This is a genomic window from Solirubrobacter soli DSM 22325, from assembly GCF_000423665.1.
Classification (GTDB): domain Bacteria; phylum Actinomycetota; class Thermoleophilia; order Solirubrobacterales; family Solirubrobacteraceae; genus Solirubrobacter; species Solirubrobacter soli.
The window spans coordinates 25,811-42,898 of record NZ_AUIK01000031.1 but is presented as its reverse complement, the minus strand read 5'-3'; the positions used below and the strand labels follow the sequence as shown (position 1 = coordinate 42,898).

Genomic DNA, 17,088 nt, shown 5'->3' with positions numbered 1-17,088 from the left:
CGCCGGGCATCCTAGCGAGCCCGTACGACAGGACTATGTGGTGTGTCGGTCCTCTGCCACCAGCAACAGGTGCTGCGGCTGGCCGCCCTCGTCGGTCGAGAGCGACAGCTTGCCGACGACCGGGACCATCAGGCCCTGGCCGTGCATGTAGGTGCTGGAGACCTCGACCTCGCGCAGCTCACCCACGCCCATCGCCCGCAGCTGCTCGAGCTGGTCCTTGTAGTCGCGGCGGTCGTGCGGCGACGGCCAGGCGGCCTTCGTGAACTCGTGCTCCTTGTAGCCCACGAGCTTGGTGAACGCCGGGTTGAGCTCCTTGAACTTGCCGTCGAGGGCGAGGATCGCCATCGGCTGGATCGCGTCGTCGAAGCCGTGGCGCGGCTCGCGCTTGACCGGCTCGGGCTTGGCGGCGGGGGTGGCCATCGTCGGCTGGCGGCGCGCCGGCTGGTTGCGGGCGGCGGCGAGGCCGAGGATCTGCTGGAAGACCTCCGTGACGCGCTCGGTCGAGCCGTCGCCGACGTGCTGGGCGGCCTTGCGCGCCTGCTCGGCCTCGCGGCGCGCGATGACCGCGGCCTGGCCGGCGGAGCTGAGCCCCTGCTTCATCTCCTCGAGGCTCTTCAGGGCGAAGTTCAGCTCGGACTGCATCGCCACGATCCGCTCGTCGCCCGCGGTCGACGCGGCGCGGGCGGCCTCGGCGGCCTCGCGGGCGCCCGACAGCTCGGCACGGAGGAGCTCGAGGCCACGCGCGGCGCTTTCGGCGACGTGCCGGACGTCGGCCAGCTCGCTGCGCAGCGCCGCGGTGCGCTCCTCGCCCGCCGTGCGCTCCGCGGCGGCGGTCACGCCCAGGCGGTCGACGTGGAGGCCGACCGTGTCGAGGCGCTCGCGGCTCGCGGCCAGCTCGGTCGACAGCGCGGCGGCACGCTGGTCGGCCGCCTCGAGACGCTCTGAGAGCCCCTCGGCGCGGACGGACTCGAGCTCGCGCCGCGCGGCCGCGGCCTCCTCGCGGGCGCGGGCGGCGTCGTCGCGGGCGGCGTTCGCGGCCTGACGGGCGCCGAGCGCCTCCGTCTCGGCGCCATTCGCCTGGCCCTTGGAGACCTCCAGCTCGCCGCCGATGCGGGCGACCAGCTCGCGCAACTCCTCGGCGTCCTGGCGTCCGCTCTCCTGGGCGCCCTGGGCGAGGGAGATGGCCTCGTCGACCGCGGCGCGCAGCGTGCGCACGTCGGACAGGACGGTGCCGGCGCCGCGATCGACGGCCGCGATGCGCTGGAGCGCGTCCTCGGCGGCCGAGAGCGCCTGCTGGGCGACGCCGATGTCCTCGCGCGAGTTGAGGCGCTCGCGCAGCTGCGCGAGCTCGGCGGAGATCGCGGCGTTGTCATTGCGACCGGCGAGCTCCTCGACCCGCGCGGCGAGCTCGATGACCTCGTCGTGATCGGCGAGCGTCGCGAGCCGAGCGGCGAGCTCGTCGTGGCCCACGAGGCCGAGCAGGCGGTCGCGCAGCTCGTCATGGCCGACGACGCCCTCGAGGCGCGCACGCAGCTCGTGGAGCTCGTCGCGGCCGGCGACGTCGTCGCGCGAGGCGAGCCCGTCCAGGCGCCCGCGCAGCTCGTCGAGCTCGTCACGGCCGGCGACGTCGTCGCGCGAGGCGAGCCCGTCCAGGCGCCCGCGCAACTCGTCGAGCTCATCGCGGCCGACGACGCCCTCGAGCCGCGCACGCAGTTCGTCGAGCTCGGCGCGGCCGACGACGCCGTCGAAGCGTCCGCGCAGCTCGTCGAGCTCCTCGCGGCCGGCGACGCCGTCGAAGCGCCCGCGCAGCTCGTCGAGCTCCTCGCGGCCGGCGACGCCGTCGAAGCGCCCGCGCAGCTCGTCGAGCTCCTCGCGGCCGGCGACGCCGTCGAAGCGCCCGCGCAGCTCGTCGAGCTCCTCGCGGCCGACGAGGCCGTCGACGCGCTCCCACACCCGGTCGAGGTCGCCGCTGCCGGCCAGGCCCTCGATCCGCGCCGCGAGCGAGTCGTGGGCGACGTCGATGCGCTCGTGCAGCTCGGCGACCGCGTCGCGCGGCGCCAGCTCGTCCAGCCGCCGGCGCAGCTCGGCCAGCTCGTCGCTCGCCGGGAGCGCGTCGATGCGGGCGTGCAGCGCCGCCATCTCGTCGTTGGAGACGGTGGAATCGAGGCGGCGGGCGAGCTCCTCGCGCGCGTCGCCGAGCACGGCGATGCGGGCGTGCAGGGCGGCGATCTGGCGCTGAGTGTCGCCGACGAGCGACTGGACCTCGCGCTCGACGACCTCCTGCTCGGCGATCCGGCCCGCGACCAGCTCCTGCTCGGTGAACTGCGCCCGCAGCTCCGACAGCGCACGGCGCAGGTCGGCGACCGCGTCGACCTCGCCGCGCAGCTGGGTGACCTGGTCGGCGAGCGCCTCGTGGCGGGCGACGACCGCGGTCAGGGAAGCGATCTGGCCGGTGGCGGCCTCGTGGCGCGCGACCGCGTCGCGCAGCTCGTCGAGATCGGCGGCGGACTCCCGCAGCGCGGCGATCTCGGCCGCGGCGGCCTCCTGGCGCGCGACGGCCTCGCGCAGCGCGGCGACGTCACCGGCGACCTGCTCCTGGCGGGCGACGGCCTCGTTGAGCGCCGAGACCATGCCGGAGAGCGCGTCGTGGCGCGCGGCGGTGTCGCCGGCGGCGGCCTCGTGACGGGCGACCGCTTCGCGCAGCGTCGACAGGTCGGCGGTGGCCGCCTCGGTGCGCTCGACGGCCTCGCGGAGCGCGGCCAGCTCGCCCGTCGCGGCCTCGGCACGCGCGACCGCTTCACGGAGCCCGGCGAGGTCGCCGGTGGCCGCCTCGACGCGCGCGACGGCCTCGCCCAGCGCGGCGATTTCACCCGACGACGCCGCGACACCCTCGCGCAGCGCGGCAACGTCATCCGTGGACGCCTCCGCGCGCGCAACCGCCTCGCGCAGCGCTGCGAGCTCACCCGACGACGCCTCGACACCCTCGCGCAGCGCGGCAACGTCATCCGTGGACGCCTCGGCGCGCGCAACCGCCTCACGCAGAGCCGCGAGCTGATCCGTCGACGCCTCGACACCCTCACGCAGCGCGGCAAGCTCACCCGTCGACGCCTCTGCGCGCTCGACGGCCTCGCGCAGCGCGGCGACGTCGGACGCGGACGCCGTGACGTCGCTCTGGGTGACGGCCTCGCGCAGGGCGGCGACCATCGCGCTCAGCGCCTCGTGGCGGGCGGTGGTGTCGCCGGCGGCGGCCTCGTGGCGCGCGACCGCCTCGCGCAGCGTGGCGAGGTCGCCGACGGCCTCGCGCAGCGACGCGAGCTCGCCCGCGAGGTCCTGCTCGCGCATCGCCTCGACGCGGGCGCGGAGACCGTCGGTCTCGCGCTGGAGCTCCTCGAGGCGGCGGCGATCGTCGCCCGCCAGGCCGTCGGCCGTGGCACGCTCGACGGTGGCGGCGGAGAGCTGCTCGCGCAGCGCGTCGGCGCCGCGCTGGACCTGCTCGACACGCTCGAGCGCGCCGGCGAGTGCCTCGCGGGCGGCCTCGCGCTCGGACTCCCGCTCGCGCTCGAGGCGCTCGACGGTCGCGGCGAGCTCCGTGCGGATCGTGCGCAGCGCCTCGTCGTTGGAGGCGTTGGCCAGGGCCGCGGCGGCACGCGCCTCGGCCTCGGCCAGGCGACGCTCGGCGGCGGCCTCGGCCGCGACGCGGTCGCGCTCGAGCTGGTCGAGGCGGGCGCCGACACGCGCGGTCGCGGCCTCGACGGAGGCCAGCGCGGAGCTGTCGCCCTGCGCGCGCTCCAGCCGCTCCAGGCGGGCGAGCTGCTCGTGGCGGTCGAGCTCGGACGGGACGCCCTGCAGCGCGCGCTGGATGTCGGCGCGCAGCGCTTCGGACTGGCGCTGGGACTCGGCGTTGCGCTTCTCGGCGTCGCGGCGGGCCTCGTCGAGCTGCGCGGGCAGTCCGCCGGCGACGCGCTCGAGCTCGTCGATGCGCTCGACGGCGCTGAGCAGGCGCGCGACGACCGCGGCGGCGTCGTCGAGATCGCGGAAGTCGCCCTGGATGCCCGGGTCGAAGTTGGTGAGGCGCTCCTCGGCCTCGGCGTCGGCGAGGGCGCGCTCGGCCTCGCGGCGGGCGAGCTCCTGCTCGACCCACGGCGTCGCCTGCAGCGGCTTGAAGATGACGAGGGTGCCGGCGGTGCGCCAGCCCTCCCACGGCTGCGCCTCGGTCTCGAGCGCGGACTTCAGCGCCCGGACGACGACCGGGTGCTGCTGACGCATGCGCAGCAGCATCAGGTTCAGCGGCAGCTCGAAGGACAGGTCCTCGAGGAAGAGGGAGAAGTCGAAGCCCTCGTCGAGCTTGACGGGGACGAAGACCGTCTCCATCGGGAACTCGGAGCCGTCGCCGCGGCGACCGACGAGCTCGACCGTGCCGGGGACCCGCGGCGGCTCGCCGAGGTCGAGGAACTCGCGCCAGGCCTGGCCGGCGGGCGGCAGCGCGCCGCCGATCAGCGTCGCGAAGAAGTTCTGGGTGAGGATCGCTTCGGCGGGCTGGTCGAACAGCAGCTCGGCCGGCTCGGACCACTTCGAGACGGAGCCCTGGCCGTCGGTGAGGACGAAGTAGCCGTTGATGATCTGGCGCAGGATCGCGTCGAGCGGATCCACGGGCCCAGCCGTCTCCGCCATCACGGCGTCGGCCGTGCTGGAAGGCGGATTGGTGGCTGGGTTCATCGAAAAGTCTCCGGACTACAGGGGCGGGTTCTCCTCTCTAATCGGCAGACTTAGCCATTCGTCCAATAAGGTCGCTGCGGCGCGCGAGTCCAGGGACCCCGTTCCGCCCGCCTGCAGCGCCAGCGACGTGGTGAATCGCTCGTCGTAGAGCGTGACCGGGACCTCGATCGCGCGCGCCAGCCGCGCCGCGAACTCGCGCACCTCGACGGTCTGAGCGGAGTCGCCGCCCGAGAGCGACAGCGGCAGCCCGACGACGACCCGCTCGGCCTCGAGCTCGCGGATCACCGCCTTCAGGCGCTGAAAGCCCTTCTTCGTCGCGGGGTTCAGGACCGGGTCGCGCGGCGTGACCAGCGTTCCCGTCGGATCGCTGACCGCCACGCCGCAGCGCGCCGAGCCGTAGTCGAGGGCGACGACCCTCAAACGCCCAGCGCGCGCTCGATCTCCGCGCGGGCCGCGGCCAGGGCGTCCGGCAGCTTGTCGGGGTCCTTCCCGCCGGCCTGGGCCATGTTGTCGCGCCCGCCACCGCCGCCGCCGACCGCCGCCGCGGCGACCTTGACGATCGCGCCGGCCTTGACGCCGCGCTCGATCGCGCCGGGCGTCGCGGCCACGAGCAGCGACGCGCGGCCCTCGCCGGGAGCGCCCAGCACGACCACCGCGGGGTCGCCGAGCTCGTTCTTGAGGCGATCCGCCAGATCCGGCAATGCCTTCGGGTTCGGGACCTCGCGAATCTCGAAGACCGCGCGGATGCCGTCGATGTCGATCACCTCGGCCGGCTTGGCCTCGGCGGTCGCGCCCTTCTCGAGAGCCTTCTCGAGCTCGCGCCGCTTGGCCACCTGGGCCGCGGCGACGTCGGCCACCGCGTCCGGCTGCGTGCGCAGCGCCACGGCGGCCGCGGTCAGCTCGCGGTCGTGCTTGCGCAGCAGCTCGATGCCGAGCGGGCCGGTGATCGCCTCGATCCGGCGCACGTTGGCGGCGCTGGAGGTCTCCTGGGTGATCTTGAAGACGCCGATCTCGGCCGTGGCGCGCACGTGGGTGCCGCCGCACAGCTCGCGCGACCAGTCGCCGGCGCCGACCTCGACCATCCGCACGACGTCGCCGTACTTCTCGCCGAACAGCGCCATCGCCCCGAGCGACTTGGCCTCGTCGAGCGTCGTCGTGAGCGCGCGGACCGGCTGGTTCTCCAGGACCATCGCGTTGACGCGGTCCTCGACCCACCGGCGGTCCTCGTCGCTGAGCGGCGCGCCGTGGGTGAAGTCGAAGCGCAGCTTGTCCGGGCCCACGTAGGAGCCGGCCTGGCGGACGTGGGTGCCGAGGCGCTCGCGCAGCGCGGCGTGCAGGAGGTGCGTCGCCGTGTGGTTGCACTCGGTGGCGCGGCGGGCGTGGCGGTCGACCCGCGCGACGACCCGCTCCCCCTCGTGCAGCGCGCCCTTGATCGGCTCCAGCACGAGCGCCTGGTCGTCGCCGAGGCGGACGACGTCGACGACCTTGGCCGCGCAGCCGCCGTCCTCGCACTCGATCACGCCGTCGTCGTGGACCTGGCCGCCGCCGGTGGCGTAGAACGGCGATTCGATGAGCTTGGCCAGCGTGCGGCCGTTCTCGACGGTCACGGACGCCACGGCCGTGGCCTGCTCGGTCGTCTCGTAGCCGGTGAAGACGCTGGGCTCGCCGGCGTTCGTGGCGAAGACGCGCAGCTTCTCGCGCGCGTCCTCCCCGCCCTCACGGCCGGCGCTCGCCCGCGCGCGGGTGCGCTGGTCCTCCATCAGGTCCTCGAAGCCCTGCTCGTCGACGCCCACGCCGCGCTCGGCCGCGAGCTCGAGCGTCAGGTCGAACGGGAAGCCGAACGTGTCGTGCAGCTTGAAGGCCTCATCGGCGCCGATGCCCTCCTCGCCCGCCTTCTGGGCCTTCGCGATCACGTCGTCGAGCATCCGCAGGCCGGACTCGAGCGTGCGGTTGAAGGCCTCCTCCTCGGTGCTCAGCCACATGTCGACCGTGTCGGCCTGCTCGAGCAGCTCGCCGTAGTGGCCGCCCATCGTCTCGCGGACGACCTCCGCGTACTTGGGCAGGAAGCCGGGCTCGATGCCGATCTGCCGCCCCTGCACGATCGCCCGCCGCATCAGGCGGCGCAGGACGTAGCCCCGGTCCTCGTTGGACGGGACGACGCCGTCGGCGATCAGGAAGCTCATGCCGCGGGTGTGGTCGGCGAGGACGCGCAGCGCGCGGTCGACCTCGGGGCTCGACCCGGAGCGCTTGCCGGAGAGCTGCTCGCCGAGCCCGATCAGCGGCACGAACTGGTCCGTGTCGAAGATGCTCGTGACGCCCTGCTTGATCAGCGCCATCCGGTTCAGGCCGAGGCCGGTGTCGATGTTCTGCGCCGGCAGCGGCGTCAGCGTGTTGACCGGGTTCTGCTCGAACTGCATGAACACGAGGTTCCAGTACTCGAGGAAGCGCTCGTTCTCGCCGCCCGGGAGGTCGTCGGCCTTGCCGAAGTCCAGCCCGCGGTCGAGGTAGAGCTCGCTGCACGGCCCGCACGGACCGGTCGGGCCGGCCTGCCAGAAGTTCTCGCTGCGCGGGCAGCCGACGATCCGCTCACGCGGCACGCCGATCGCCAGCCACGCCTCGATCGCCTCCTCGTCCGGGCCGAGGCCGAGCTCCTCGTCGCCCTCGAACACCGTGACCCAGATGTCGTCCTTGTTGAACCCGAAGCCCTCCAGGCTCAGCTCCCACGCGAACTCGACCGCGCCCTGCTTGAAGTAGTCGCCGATCGAGAAGTTCCCGAGCATCTCGAAGAACGTCAGGTGGCGCGTGGTCAGGCCGACCTTGTCGATGTCCGGCGTGCGGAAGCACTTCTGGCAGCTCGTCAGGCGGTGGTGCGGGGGCTTCTCGCGGCCCTGGAAGTACGGCTTGAGCGGGTGCATGCCCGCGGTCGTGAGCAGGACCGACGGATCGTGCTCGGCCGGCACCAGGGAACCGGAGGGCAGGCGCTTGTGGTCTCGGCTCTCGAAGAAGCTCAGGTAGCGGTCACGGATCTCGTCGGAGGTCACGTCGGTGAGTCTAGGCTGCGCGGCGTGCGTGCCACGTCTTCGCGAGTCGTCTACGAGAACCGCTGGATGCGGGTCCATGAGGACATCACCGAGCTCTCCGACGGGTCGGCCGGCCTGTACGGGTGGATCGAGAAGCGGCCGGGAACGGTGATCGTCCCCGTCGACGACGACGGCGTCTGGCTGGTCGAGCAGTACCGGTACCTCGTCGGGGAGCGCATGTGGGAGTTCCCCCAAGGGTCCTTCGAAGACGGGGAGGTCGCCGCCGAGGAGCTCGCGCGGATGGAGCTCGCCGAGGAGACGGGGCTGCGCGCCGGGCGGATGGAGAACCTCGGCCGGCTCTTCTACGCCTACGGCATCGCCAACCAGCCGTTCCACGTCTGGCGGGCGACCGAGCTCACGCAGGGCGACATGGCGCCCGAGCCGACCGAGGCCGGGATCGTCGCCCGCCGCTTCCCGGTCGCGGAGGTCGAGCGGATGGTGGACGAGAACGTCATCCAGGACGCGGCATCGATCGCGGCGTGGCATCTGGTGCTCCGGCGGCCCTGAGCCGCGCGAGCGTCTGCGCCGGCCGCCCGATCACCTGCTTCCACGTCACCCGGACGATCCGGAACCCGTGCGCTTCGAGCTCGGCCTGGCGCTCGAGGTCGTCCTCGCGGGCGAGCTTGTGGTCGTGCCATTGCGCCCCGTCGGCCTCGACCACCAGCTCGCCCCAGCGGAAGTCCGGCACCCGCCCGTGGTTGCGCTGGTTGACGAGCGGCTTGACGAGCCCACCCCGTTCGACGAGGTCGAGGAACGCGTCCTCCAGCTCCGAGCGCGTAGGCGTGTGGCCGTCGGCGAGGATGCGCGTCAGGATCTTCCCGCCCTTGCGGCCCCGCACGGCGGTGAGATCGCGGATGCTCGCCCGGTTGCGCGCCATCGCCTCGCGCACGGCCCGGCGGGTGAACTCGTAGGTCGCGACCGACGCCAGGTCCAGCAGGCCGCGCGCGGGTGTGGTCACCGGAATGCCGTCCAGCCGCATCACCTCGAAGGGAACGCGCGTCCGGTGGATCACGACGCCCGGAATCTCGCGCGCCCCGCGCATCGGGATCGTGACGTCGATCGGGCGGTCCTCGTCGAGCTCGATCAGCCGCCAGGCCGCGCAGCACGCGTGGTGGCTCAGGCCCGCTTTCGGCCCGCAGGCCTTCGCCGCGGCGAGGCAGCGCCCGCGCCACGTCAGCCCGTCGTGACCCCAGGCGTACACGCCGCGGTGCACCTCGCGGATCGCCCCGCTCCGGCAACGGCGCATGATCGCGTCGCGCGTCAAGCCGCACGCCCAGAGCTCCGCGTTGTCGACCACCCCCCACTGCGCAGCCGCGATCCGCGCGGCCCGCTCGTCGGGTGAGCCGGTTTGGTCTGGCCTTGCCTGACGATTTCGGCTCACCCGGGCAGGATCGCCCGGGCGGCTGTGACGGAACAAGACGCGTTTGCGTCTTTACTGTGCCGAAATCGTCGCCCAACCGACGATCACGTCGCCCCGGAGGAGGCAGGCGGATTGGCCCGGGGCGGCGCCGTGGAACGGTTCGTCGAGTTCGAGCTCGAGCGAGCGGTGGGTGCCGGCGTCCGGTGAGCCCGCCACGCGGCAGGGCACGGCGCGGGAGTGGTAGCGCAGGCGGACGGCGTCGACCTCGCAGCCGGGGCGGTGCAGGCGGGCGCCGCGGACCGGGACACGGCGGACGGCGAGCGCCTCGCGGGAGCCGACGACGACCCGGTTGGAGGCAGCCTCGGTGCGCAGGACGTAGAGCGGGTCCTCCGACTGGACGCGGAGGCCCTTACGCTGGCCGACGGTGAAGTGGTGGAAGCCATCGTGGGTGCCGAGCACGTCTCCGGAGACAGACACGATCTCACCTGGGGCGTCCTCCAAAGCAGCGTGCCGCGCCAGGAACCGCGCCTTGCCCACGCCGGCCAGGAAACAGAGATCCTGAGAGTCCGGCCGCTTGGCCACCGGGAGATCGGCTTCCAGAGCCAGCGTCCGCACCTCGGCCTTGGTCAACTCCGCCAACGGGAACCGCATCCGGGCGAGCGAAGCGGGTGATAGGGCCGAGAGCATGTACGTCTGGTCCTTGGCCGGATCCGCCGCGACCCGCAGCAGGCCGTCGTCGGTCACCCGCGCGTAGTGGCCGGTCGCCAAAGACGCGCAGCCGAGCCGCGTCGCGAGGTCGAGCATCGCGTCCAGCCGCACGTGGCCGTTGCAGCCCACGCACGGGTTCGGGGTCTCCCCCGCCGCGTAGCCCGCCAGGAACGGCTCGACGACGCCTGCCCGGAACTCGGGCCGCAGATCCAGCGTGAAGTGCGGCAGCCCCATGCGGTGGGCGACCGAGCGGGCGAGCCGGACCGCGTCCGCCGAGCAGCAGGACGCCTCGGCGTCGTTCTCCGAGTCCCGCCACAGCTCCAACGTGACCGCGACCGAGTCCGACCCGCACAGCAGCGCCGCGACCGCCGAATCCACGCCCCCGCTCATCGCCACCAGCGTGCGGCCCGACGCCGGCACGTCGGCCGTCCGCGCGGCCGCCCCCAACGCGCGGTGCAGCGCGTCCGAGGCCAGGTCGGCCGCATGCAGCTTGCCCGGCGAGAGCCCGCCGAGCTCCTCGGCGATCTCCCGCGAACCGACCCGCGCCGCGTCCAGCAGCAGCTCGCCGGACACGAGCGTGACCGCCGCGCTGCCCGCCGCGGTCAGAGCGCCGCAACCGGACGCATCGAACCCACACGCGATCACGCGATCGCCGCGCACCGACACGGAGATACGGATCAGATCGCCGCAGACGGCGCCGCCGGCGTGCCCGTCGAAGCCCTCGGAAAGCACGACGCCGCGCCCCATGGGCGCGGCGAGGTGCTCAGTGAAACGCTCGCGGTCCATGGACCGCCGAGTCTAGGAGGTACGCGCCACCGCGCAGTCGGTGAGGCCCAGCTCGTTGAAGCGGGTGTTGAGCTTGTGGCTGTAGACATCGCCGAAGGAGGCGATCGCGGCGTTGGTCTTGCCGTAGCCCGTGCCCGTCTTGTGCGCCTTGATGACCTTGTCCCAGGCGACCCGGCGCGCGCGCTCGTTCTTGAGCCACAGCGTCCGCAGGCCCTTGTACTTGGCGGGCGTGTCCAGCGCGGCGATCCGGTGCCCGTAGGCGGTGAGGATGGCCTTGAAGCGCTGCAGCGACTTGACCTCGGCCTTGCGGCCGTCGACCGTCGGGAGCGACCAGCGGTCCACGCGGGTCTCGTAGTGCCCGCAGAGCGAGTTGGCCTTGCGCAGGTAGGTGTCCGTGATGTTCGGGGTGATGCTGTCGCGGCGGGCGTCGGCGATCGACTGGTTGATCGCGACCCGGTCGACGTAGCCGGTCAGGACCGTGCCCTTCAGGTTGCGGTCGATGACCACGATGCTCGGGCTCTGCGTGACGTGGAGGTCGTTGACCAGCGCACCGTAGGTGGAGAGCTTGTCGAGCGCGACCGTCTTGACGACGACGTCGCCCTCGTAACGGTTGGTGCGCTTGAGCGCGTTGCGGACGTAGCGGTCGTCGTCGGCCTGCGGGCGCCAGCTCTTGGCGTCCTCGCTCAGCACCCCCAGCACGAGCACCTTGCGGTCGGTCAACGCGCCGGCGACCTTCTTCGGGAGCTTGGCGAGGACGTCCTTCGGAACGGCCGTGATCGCGGCGTTCTCGGGCTTGGTCTCGGGCGTGGTCGTCGTCGCGGTGCCGGTGGTCGGCGTCGCCGTGGCGGTCGCCTCGGGCTTGACGCCCGCCGCCTTCTTGGCGGCGTCGACGGCCTTGCCGAGGCCGGTCTGCGGCGTCGAGGTGGCGGCCGGGGTGGTGGTCGTGCTCGTCGTGACAGGCGGCACGGCGGTCTCGCCCTTCGGCCGGAGAAGCGTGAACCAGGCAGCAAGGAACACGACGGCGCCGATGAGAAGGATGCGGACGGGCTGGGAGATCTGGCTCACGAACCAGACAATCGGCATCAGCGGCCTGCAGGTTGAGGCGTATGGGGTGCCGACCCGACCCTGGACGCATGTCCGAGCGAGCGCGCGCGGTCGGGGCCACTAGATTGCTGAGCGATGCTCAAGCATTTCTGGACGGGCGCGGCGCTGGCCGTCGTGCTCGCGTTCATCCCCGCCAACGCGCACGCGGCCGACCCGCCCTTCTGGGGCATCAAGCGCCCGGTGATCTCCGGCACATACGCCGTCGGGCAGCCGTTGAGCTGCAGCGATGGCGAATGGGCGTACTCGCTCGCCTCGATCACCAAGAGCTGGGGCCGCGGCAGCCAGCGGATCGACACGGGCAGCACCCACGTCGTGACCGCCGACGACATCGGCAGCCAGCTCATCTGCCTGGTCGAGGTCGTCAGCGTCGAGGGGTATCGGATGGGCGCGCTGAGCGACCCGTACCCGGAGACCACGTCCACGCAGCCGCCGGCGGCCACGCCGGGCGCCTGTGCCTCGTCGACGCCGTCCGAGGTCCACCTCGCGGACCGGCTCGGCGACAACCAGGGCATCTCCCCCGACCTCGCCGAGGTCGTCGTGCGCATGGACGCGACCTGCACGCTGTCGATCAGCGCGGTCTTCGCGACGAGCGACCGGCTGCCGCCGAACGCCGTGATGTACCTGGACGCCGACGGCAACGCCGCGACCGGGAGCACCAACGGTGAGGACCTCGCGCTGAACTTCTCGACCCGCGGCGTGTCGATGACTCCGTGGAACCCGGGCAAGCAGCAGTGGGCCAACGACCAGCAACGGCAGTTGCCCATCGCGAGTTTCGGCGCGACGGGCTTCACGCTCAGCGCGAGCCCCAACGACCTGGGCATCCCCTCCGGCGTCAATGCGCGGTTCCGGCTCGGCGTCGGCGACGCCGGCAACGAGGAGTGGAGCACGGAGCCCAACGAGCCCTGGCTGAGCTTCAGCGTCGCGTACTCGGCCTCTGCCCCGCCCGTCTCCCCGCAGCCGCCGACGCCGACGGTCACGCCGACGGCAAAGCCCAGACTGGCGGGCAAGGGCCCGGCGCTGACCGGCACCGCGCGGGTCGGGAAGCGCCTGACCTGCTCGGCCGGCACGTGGACCGGCGCGCCCAAGCTCACCTATGCGTGGAAGCGCAACGGCAAGTCGATCGAGGGCCAGGTCAAGAAGACCTACACCGTCCGCAAGGCCGACCGCGGCAAGAAGCTGACCTGCGCGGTGACCGGCGCCAACGCGGGCGGGACGAAGACCGTCACCACCCGCGCGGTCCGCATCAAGAAGTAGGCGGCGGGACCGTCAACCGAACCCCGACCTCGGCGAGCTGGCCCGCGTCCACCGCGGCCGGCGCGCCGGTCAGGGGGTCAGAGCCCGAGGCGGTCTTCGGGAACGCGATCACGTCGCGGATCGAGTCCCGGCCCGCGACGATCGCCACGATGCGGTCGATGCCGAGCGCGAGTCCGCCGTGCGGCGGCGCTCCGTACTTCAAAGCCTCGAGCAGGAAGCCGAAGCGAGCGTCGGCCTCCTCCTCGGAGATCCCGAGCGCGTTGAACACCTGCTGCTGGACCTCGGGGCGGTTGATACGGACCGACCCGCCGCCGATCTCCGAGCCGTCGAGCACGATGTCGTACGCGCGCGACCGCAGCGCGCCCGGGTCGTCGAACGAGCCCAGCGGCGCCGTGAACGGGTGGTGCAGGGCGTCCCAGCGCTGCTCGTTCGGGTTCCACTCGAACATCGGGAAGTCCACGACCCACAGCAGCTCGTGGCGGCCTTCGGGGATCAGGTCGTAGCGCCGCGCGACCTCGAGCCGCAGCTCGCCCAGCGCAGTCGCGGCGACCGACGGGTTCGCATCGGCCACGATCAGCAGGAGGTCGCCCGCGGAGGCGCCCAGCGCCTGCTCGATCTTCGAGCGGTCCTCGTCGCTCAGCGCCTTCGCCGCCGGCGAGCGCCAGGTGCCGTCCTCCTGCACGACCGCCCACACGAGTCCGCCCGCGCCGTAGCGCTTGACGACCTCGGTCAGCTGGTCAGCGACCGCCCGCGACGCCTCGCGCGCGCCCGCGTTGAAGCCCCGCACCACGCCGCCGCCGTCGATCACCCCGCGGAAGACCCGGAACTCGGTGTCGGCGACCGCCGCGCCGAGATCGGCGATCTCCAGCCCGAACCGCAGGTCCGGCTTGTCGGAGCCGTACTTGAGCATCGCCTCGTCGTAGCCCATCCGCCGCCACGGCGCCGGAGGCGTGTTGAAGCCGGTCGCCTCGAACACCCGGGTCAGCAGACCCTCGATCGTCGTGAGGACGTCCTCCTCCTCGACGAAGCCCATCTCGAGGTCGAGCTGGGTGAACTCGGGCTGCCGGTCGGCGCGCAGATCCTCGTCGCGGAAGCAGCGAGCGATCTGGTAGTAGCGCTCGTACCCCGACATCATCAAAAGCTGTTTGAACAATTGGGGCGACTGCGGCAAGGCGTAAAACGCCCCCGGGGACAGTCGCGCCGGAACGAGGAAGTCGCGCGCGCCCTCGGGGGTGGAGCGCGTCAGGATCGGCGTCTCGATCTCGAGGAAGTCGTTCGCGTTGAGGTAGTCGCGGATCGCCCGGTTGATCGTGTGCCGGAGGATCATCGTCTCCTGCATGCCCTGCCGGCGCAGGTCCAGCATGCGGTTGCGCAGCCGGATCATCTCGTCGACCGGCGAGTCTTCATCGATCGCGAACGGCGGGGTCAGCGACTCCGCCAGATGCTCGGCCGCCGCGACCGAGAGCTCGATCTCGCCCGTCTTGATGTTCGGGTTGACGTTGCGCTCCTCGCGCCGGACGACCTCGCCGACCGCCGACAACACGTGCTCCGGCCGCAGCGCCTCCGCCAGCGCGAACGACGGCGACTCGGGATGGAACGTCAGCTGCACGATCCCGGAGCGGTCGCGCAGGTCGATGAAGATCACGCCGCCGTGGTCACGGCGGCGATTGACCCAGCCCGCCACGCGTACCTGCTCGCCGACGCGTGCGGCGTCGAGCTCACCGGCCCAGGCGTCGCGGTACGGGTTCGCGCGTGGTGGTCTCAAAGGATGTTCCCCCGGATGTGGTGCATGACGGTCTCGGGCGCGACGAGCTTGTCCTCCCCGCCGTCGCGGTCGCGAAGCTGGACGCCGTCGTCGCCGAAGATGGCAACGTAGCGGGGCCGGATGCGCGACGCCTGCTTGAGCTGGCCCTTGACGCTGCGCCCGGCGAGTTCGAGTCTCACGCTGTGCCCGGTGCGGCGCGCGTCGGCGGCGAGCTTGAACGCGTCGACCTTGTGCGCCGGCTCGTAGGCGACGAACAGGTCCACGGCCGGTTCGACCTGCGGCGCCTGCGTGGCCGCCATCAGCATCCGCTCCACGCCGGCCGCCCAGCCGACCCCGGGCGTCGCCGGCCCGCCGAGCACCTCGGCCAGGCCGTCGTAGCGCCCGCCGCCGCCGAGCGTGTTCTGCGCGGCCTCCAGCGCGCCCGACTTGAACTCGAAGAGCGTGCGCGTGTAGTAGTCCAGGCCGCGCACGAGCGTCGTGTCGACCGTGTAGGAGAGATCCGCGGCGCGCAGCAGGTCCTGGACGGACGCGAAGTGGTCGAGGTCCTCCTGCGGCAGCCGGTCGATCAGCCGCGGCGCCTTCGCCATCACCCGCTGGGTCGGCTCGTGCTTGGCGTCGAACGCCCGCAGCGGGTTGAGGTCGATCCGCGAGATGACCTCCTCCGACAGCTGGTCCTCGTTGGCGCGCAGGTACGCGGTCAGCTCATCGCGGTACGCGGCGCGGTGCTCGGGCTGGCCGAGCGAGGCGATGACGAGCTCGACGTCACGCGCGCCGAGCGCCTCCAGCAGCTCGGCGAGCAGCAGGATCACCTCGGCGTCGACCGCGGGATCCGCGGAGCCGATCGCCTCCACCCCGACCTGCCAGAACTGCCGGTAGCGGCCGGCCTGCGGCGTCTCCTTGCGGAAGAAGCTCGACAGGTACCAGAGCTTCACGGGCTGCGGGAGCTTGTGCATCCCGTGCTCCATGTAGGCGCGCACGGTCGGCGCGGTCCCCTCCGGCCGCAACGTGTACGACCGGTCGTCGGCCTCGAAGGTGAACATCTCCTTCTGGACGACGTCCGTCGCCTCGCCCACGCCGCGGGCGAACAGCTCGGTCGCCTCGTAGGTGGGCGTCTCGATCCGGCCGTAACCGGCGCGGTCGAAGATCTTGCGCGCAGCCGCCTCGAGCCGCTCGCGCGCGACGGCGGTCTCCGGCAGCACGTCGGACGTGCCCGGCGGCGTCTGGAACTTGCGATCAGTCATTCAGGAACACACCCGGGATGCCCGAAACCGCACGCATGGTCCCCCGCAGCGGGGCCTCCGGGCTCGTTCACGCCAGTTCGTGCAGGAACGGGTTGCTGGTGCGCTCGGCTCCGAGCGTGGTCGGGTTCATGTGACCCGGAAGCACACCGGTCTCGGCGGGCAGCGTGTCGAGCAGCCGCGCGATCGAGGCCATCAACGTCGCGTGGTCCGAGCCCGGGAGGTCGGTGCGCCCGACCGAGCCCTGGAAGAGCACGTCACCGGAGAAGATCGCCTTCTCGGCGGGAATGCTGTACGTCACGTGGTCGATGCTGTGGCCCGGCGTGCCGATCACGTCGATCTCGAAGCCCGCGAGCTGCAGCGTGTCGCCGTGCTTGACCGTGTGCTCGGGCGTGTAGGACTCGAACGGCCCGAAGCCCGGGAAGCGCACGTAGTCGTTGATGTTCTCGAGGATGAAGACCTCGCCCGCCGGGCAGTAGACCGGCGCGCCGGTGCGGCGCGCCATCTCGGCGACGGCGCCGACGTGGTCGAAGTGGCAGTGGGTGATCAGGATCGCCTCGACGCTCGTCTTGAGCTCGTCGAGCGCCGCGGACAGCGTGTCCGGCTCGTCACCCGGATCGATCAGGAGCGCTGCCGGCGCGCCTTCTTGGCGGGCGATCCAGGTGTTCTCCTGGACCGGCCCGACGGTCAGCCACCGCGCCTCCATCGCCTACTTCTTGCCCTGGCGTTTGAGCATGCGGCCGTACACCCACTTGTCGGTCGTGTAGGCCAGCGGCGTGTAGATGACCAGCGCGAGCAGCGCGAGGAACAGGCCCTGCTGGATGCTCGTGTTGGTGTTGCCCAGGATCCCGACCTGCGTGAGGATGAACAGCAGGACCGCCATCGCGCCGGCCTTCAGCGCCGCGCTGTTCCAGCTCGGCGGCTTGGCCGCCCGGCGGTCACGCGCGGACTGGCGACCGGCTTTCTTCTGTTCCTCCGCGGTGGGCTTGCGGCCGGTACGGCCACGCGCCTCGATCGAACCGGCGGCGTTGCCGCGGTGCTTCGTCCGCCTCTTGCGCTTCGTCTGGGCCATTGCCC

12 protein-coding genes are annotated in these 17,088 nt (G+C 72.4%); 2 read left to right on the top strand and 10 right to left on the bottom strand.

Annotation, left to right across the window (positions count from 1 at the left end; translation table 11 throughout):
* Nucleotides 1-33 precede the first annotated feature (33 nt).
* Genes G569_RS0124765 through alaS form a run of 3 tightly spaced genes read right to left on the bottom strand, consistent with a single transcriptional unit; the run spans nt 34 to nt 7,757 of the window.
* A complete protein-coding gene (locus G569_RS0124765) occupies nt 34-4,716 on the bottom strand; it encodes a PAS domain-containing protein (RefSeq protein ID WP_084285521.1) in 4,683 nt (1,560 codons plus the stop codon).
* A 15-nt stretch (nt 4,717-4,731) separates the two neighbouring features.
* A complete protein-coding gene (gene ruvX, locus G569_RS51300; RefSeq protein WP_037498895.1) occupies nt 4,732-5,136 on the bottom strand; it encodes a Holliday junction resolvase RuvX in 405 nt (134 codons plus the stop codon).
* Complete coding sequence (gene alaS, locus G569_RS51295) at nt 5,133-7,757, bottom strand: alanine--tRNA ligase (RefSeq protein ID WP_037498892.1); 2,625 nt, start codon at nt 7,755-7,757, stop codon at nt 5,133-5,135. Before alaS ends, ruvX begins: the two co-directional genes overlap by 4 nt.
* A 24-nt stretch (nt 7,758-7,781) precedes the next feature.
* Between alaS and G569_RS0124750 the strand changes: the two genes are divergently transcribed.
* The gene (locus G569_RS0124750; protein ID WP_028065467.1) at nt 7,782-8,303 is read left to right on the top strand and encodes an NUDIX domain-containing protein; all 522 of its coding nucleotides are present in this window, start codon (nt 7,782-7,784) and stop codon (nt 8,301-8,303) included.
* On the opposite strand, the gene G569_RS0124745 is transcribed toward G569_RS0124750, so the two are convergent.
* From G569_RS0124745 to G569_RS0124735, 3 genes are read right to left on the bottom strand one after another with little or no spacing between them, the layout of a single operon-like run.
* Entirely contained in the window at nt 8,248-9,177 is a 930-nt protein-coding gene (locus tag G569_RS0124745; protein ID WP_169542234.1) for a type IV toxin-antitoxin system AbiEi family antitoxin domain-containing protein, read from the bottom strand. The genes G569_RS0124750 and G569_RS0124745 overlap by 56 nt on opposite strands.
* A gap of 51 nt (nt 9,178-9,228) precedes the next feature.
* Nucleotides 9,229-10,650, bottom strand: coding sequence for a tRNA 2-thiouridine(34) synthase MnmA (gene mnmA, locus G569_RS0124740; RefSeq protein ID WP_053226941.1), 1,422 nt, complete (start codon nt 10,648-10,650; stop codon nt 9,229-9,231).
* A gap of 12 nt (nt 10,651-10,662) precedes the next feature.
* Nucleotides 10,663-11,715 (bottom strand): hypothetical protein, encoded by a 1,053-nt coding sequence (locus G569_RS0124735; RefSeq protein WP_157592284.1) that lies wholly within the window; start codon nt 11,713-11,715, stop codon nt 10,663-10,665.
* A gap of 114 nt (nt 11,716-11,829) precedes the next feature.
* Between G569_RS0124735 and G569_RS58850 the strand changes: the two genes are divergently transcribed.
* Nucleotides 11,830-13,008, top strand: a complete 1,179-nt coding sequence (locus tag G569_RS58850) for a hypothetical protein (protein WP_053226940.1) — start codon at nt 11,830-11,832, stop codon at nt 13,006-13,008.
* Here the strand turns inward: G569_RS58850 and aspS are convergent.
* The 4 genes from aspS to G569_RS0124710 all read right to left on the bottom strand — a co-directional run bounded on the left by aspS (nt 12,998) and on the right by G569_RS0124710 (nt 17,083).
* Nucleotides 12,998-14,773 carry an aspartate--tRNA ligase gene (aspS, locus tag G569_RS0124725; protein WP_028065412.1) on the bottom strand — a complete coding sequence of 592 codons (1,776 nt, stop codon included), beginning with the start codon at nt 14,771-14,773 and terminating at the stop codon, nt 12,998-13,000. The genes G569_RS58850 and aspS overlap by 11 nt on opposite strands.
* A complete protein-coding gene (hisS, locus tag G569_RS0124720) occupies nt 14,770-16,014 on the bottom strand; it encodes a histidine--tRNA ligase (RefSeq protein WP_028065411.1) in 1,245 nt (414 codons plus the stop codon). The genes aspS and hisS overlap by 4 nt, the downstream gene beginning before the upstream one ends.
* Nucleotides 16,015-16,081: 67 nt before the next feature.
* Nucleotides 16,082-16,717: an MBL fold metallo-hydrolase gene (locus G569_RS0124715; RefSeq protein ID WP_028065410.1), complete on the bottom strand. Its 636-nt coding sequence runs from the start codon at nt 16,715-16,717 to the stop codon at nt 16,082-16,084.
* Nucleotides 16,718-16,720: 3 nt separating this feature from the next.
* On the bottom strand, nt 16,721-17,083 hold the full coding sequence (locus G569_RS0124710) for a hypothetical protein (RefSeq protein WP_028065409.1): 363 nt from the start codon (nt 17,081-17,083) through the stop codon (nt 16,721-16,723).
* Between the last annotated feature and the right edge of the window lie 5 nt (nt 17,084-17,088).

Coding starts and splice junctions, on each gene's coding strand:
- mnmA (WP_053226941.1), bottom strand. CDS start 10,650: ATGGACCGCGAGCGTTTCACTGAGCACCTCGCCGCGCCCATGGGGCGC.
- G569_RS58850 (WP_053226940.1), top strand. CDS start 11,830: ATGCTCAAGCATTTCTGGACGGGCGCGGCGCTGGCCGTCGTGCTCGCG.
- G569_RS0124765 (WP_084285521.1), bottom strand. CDS start 4,716: ATGAACCCAGCCACCAATCCGCCTTCCAGCACGGCCGACGCCGTGATG.
- G569_RS0124710 (WP_028065409.1), bottom strand. CDS start 17,083: ATGGCCCAGACGAAGCGCAAGAGGCGGACGAAGCACCGCGGCAACGCC.
- hisS (WP_028065411.1), bottom strand. CDS start 16,014: ATGACTGATCGCAAGTTCCAGACGCCGCCGGGCACGTCCGACGTGCTG.
- G569_RS0124715 (WP_028065410.1), bottom strand. CDS start 16,717: ATGGAGGCGCGGTGGCTGACCGTCGGGCCGGTCCAGGAGAACACCTGG.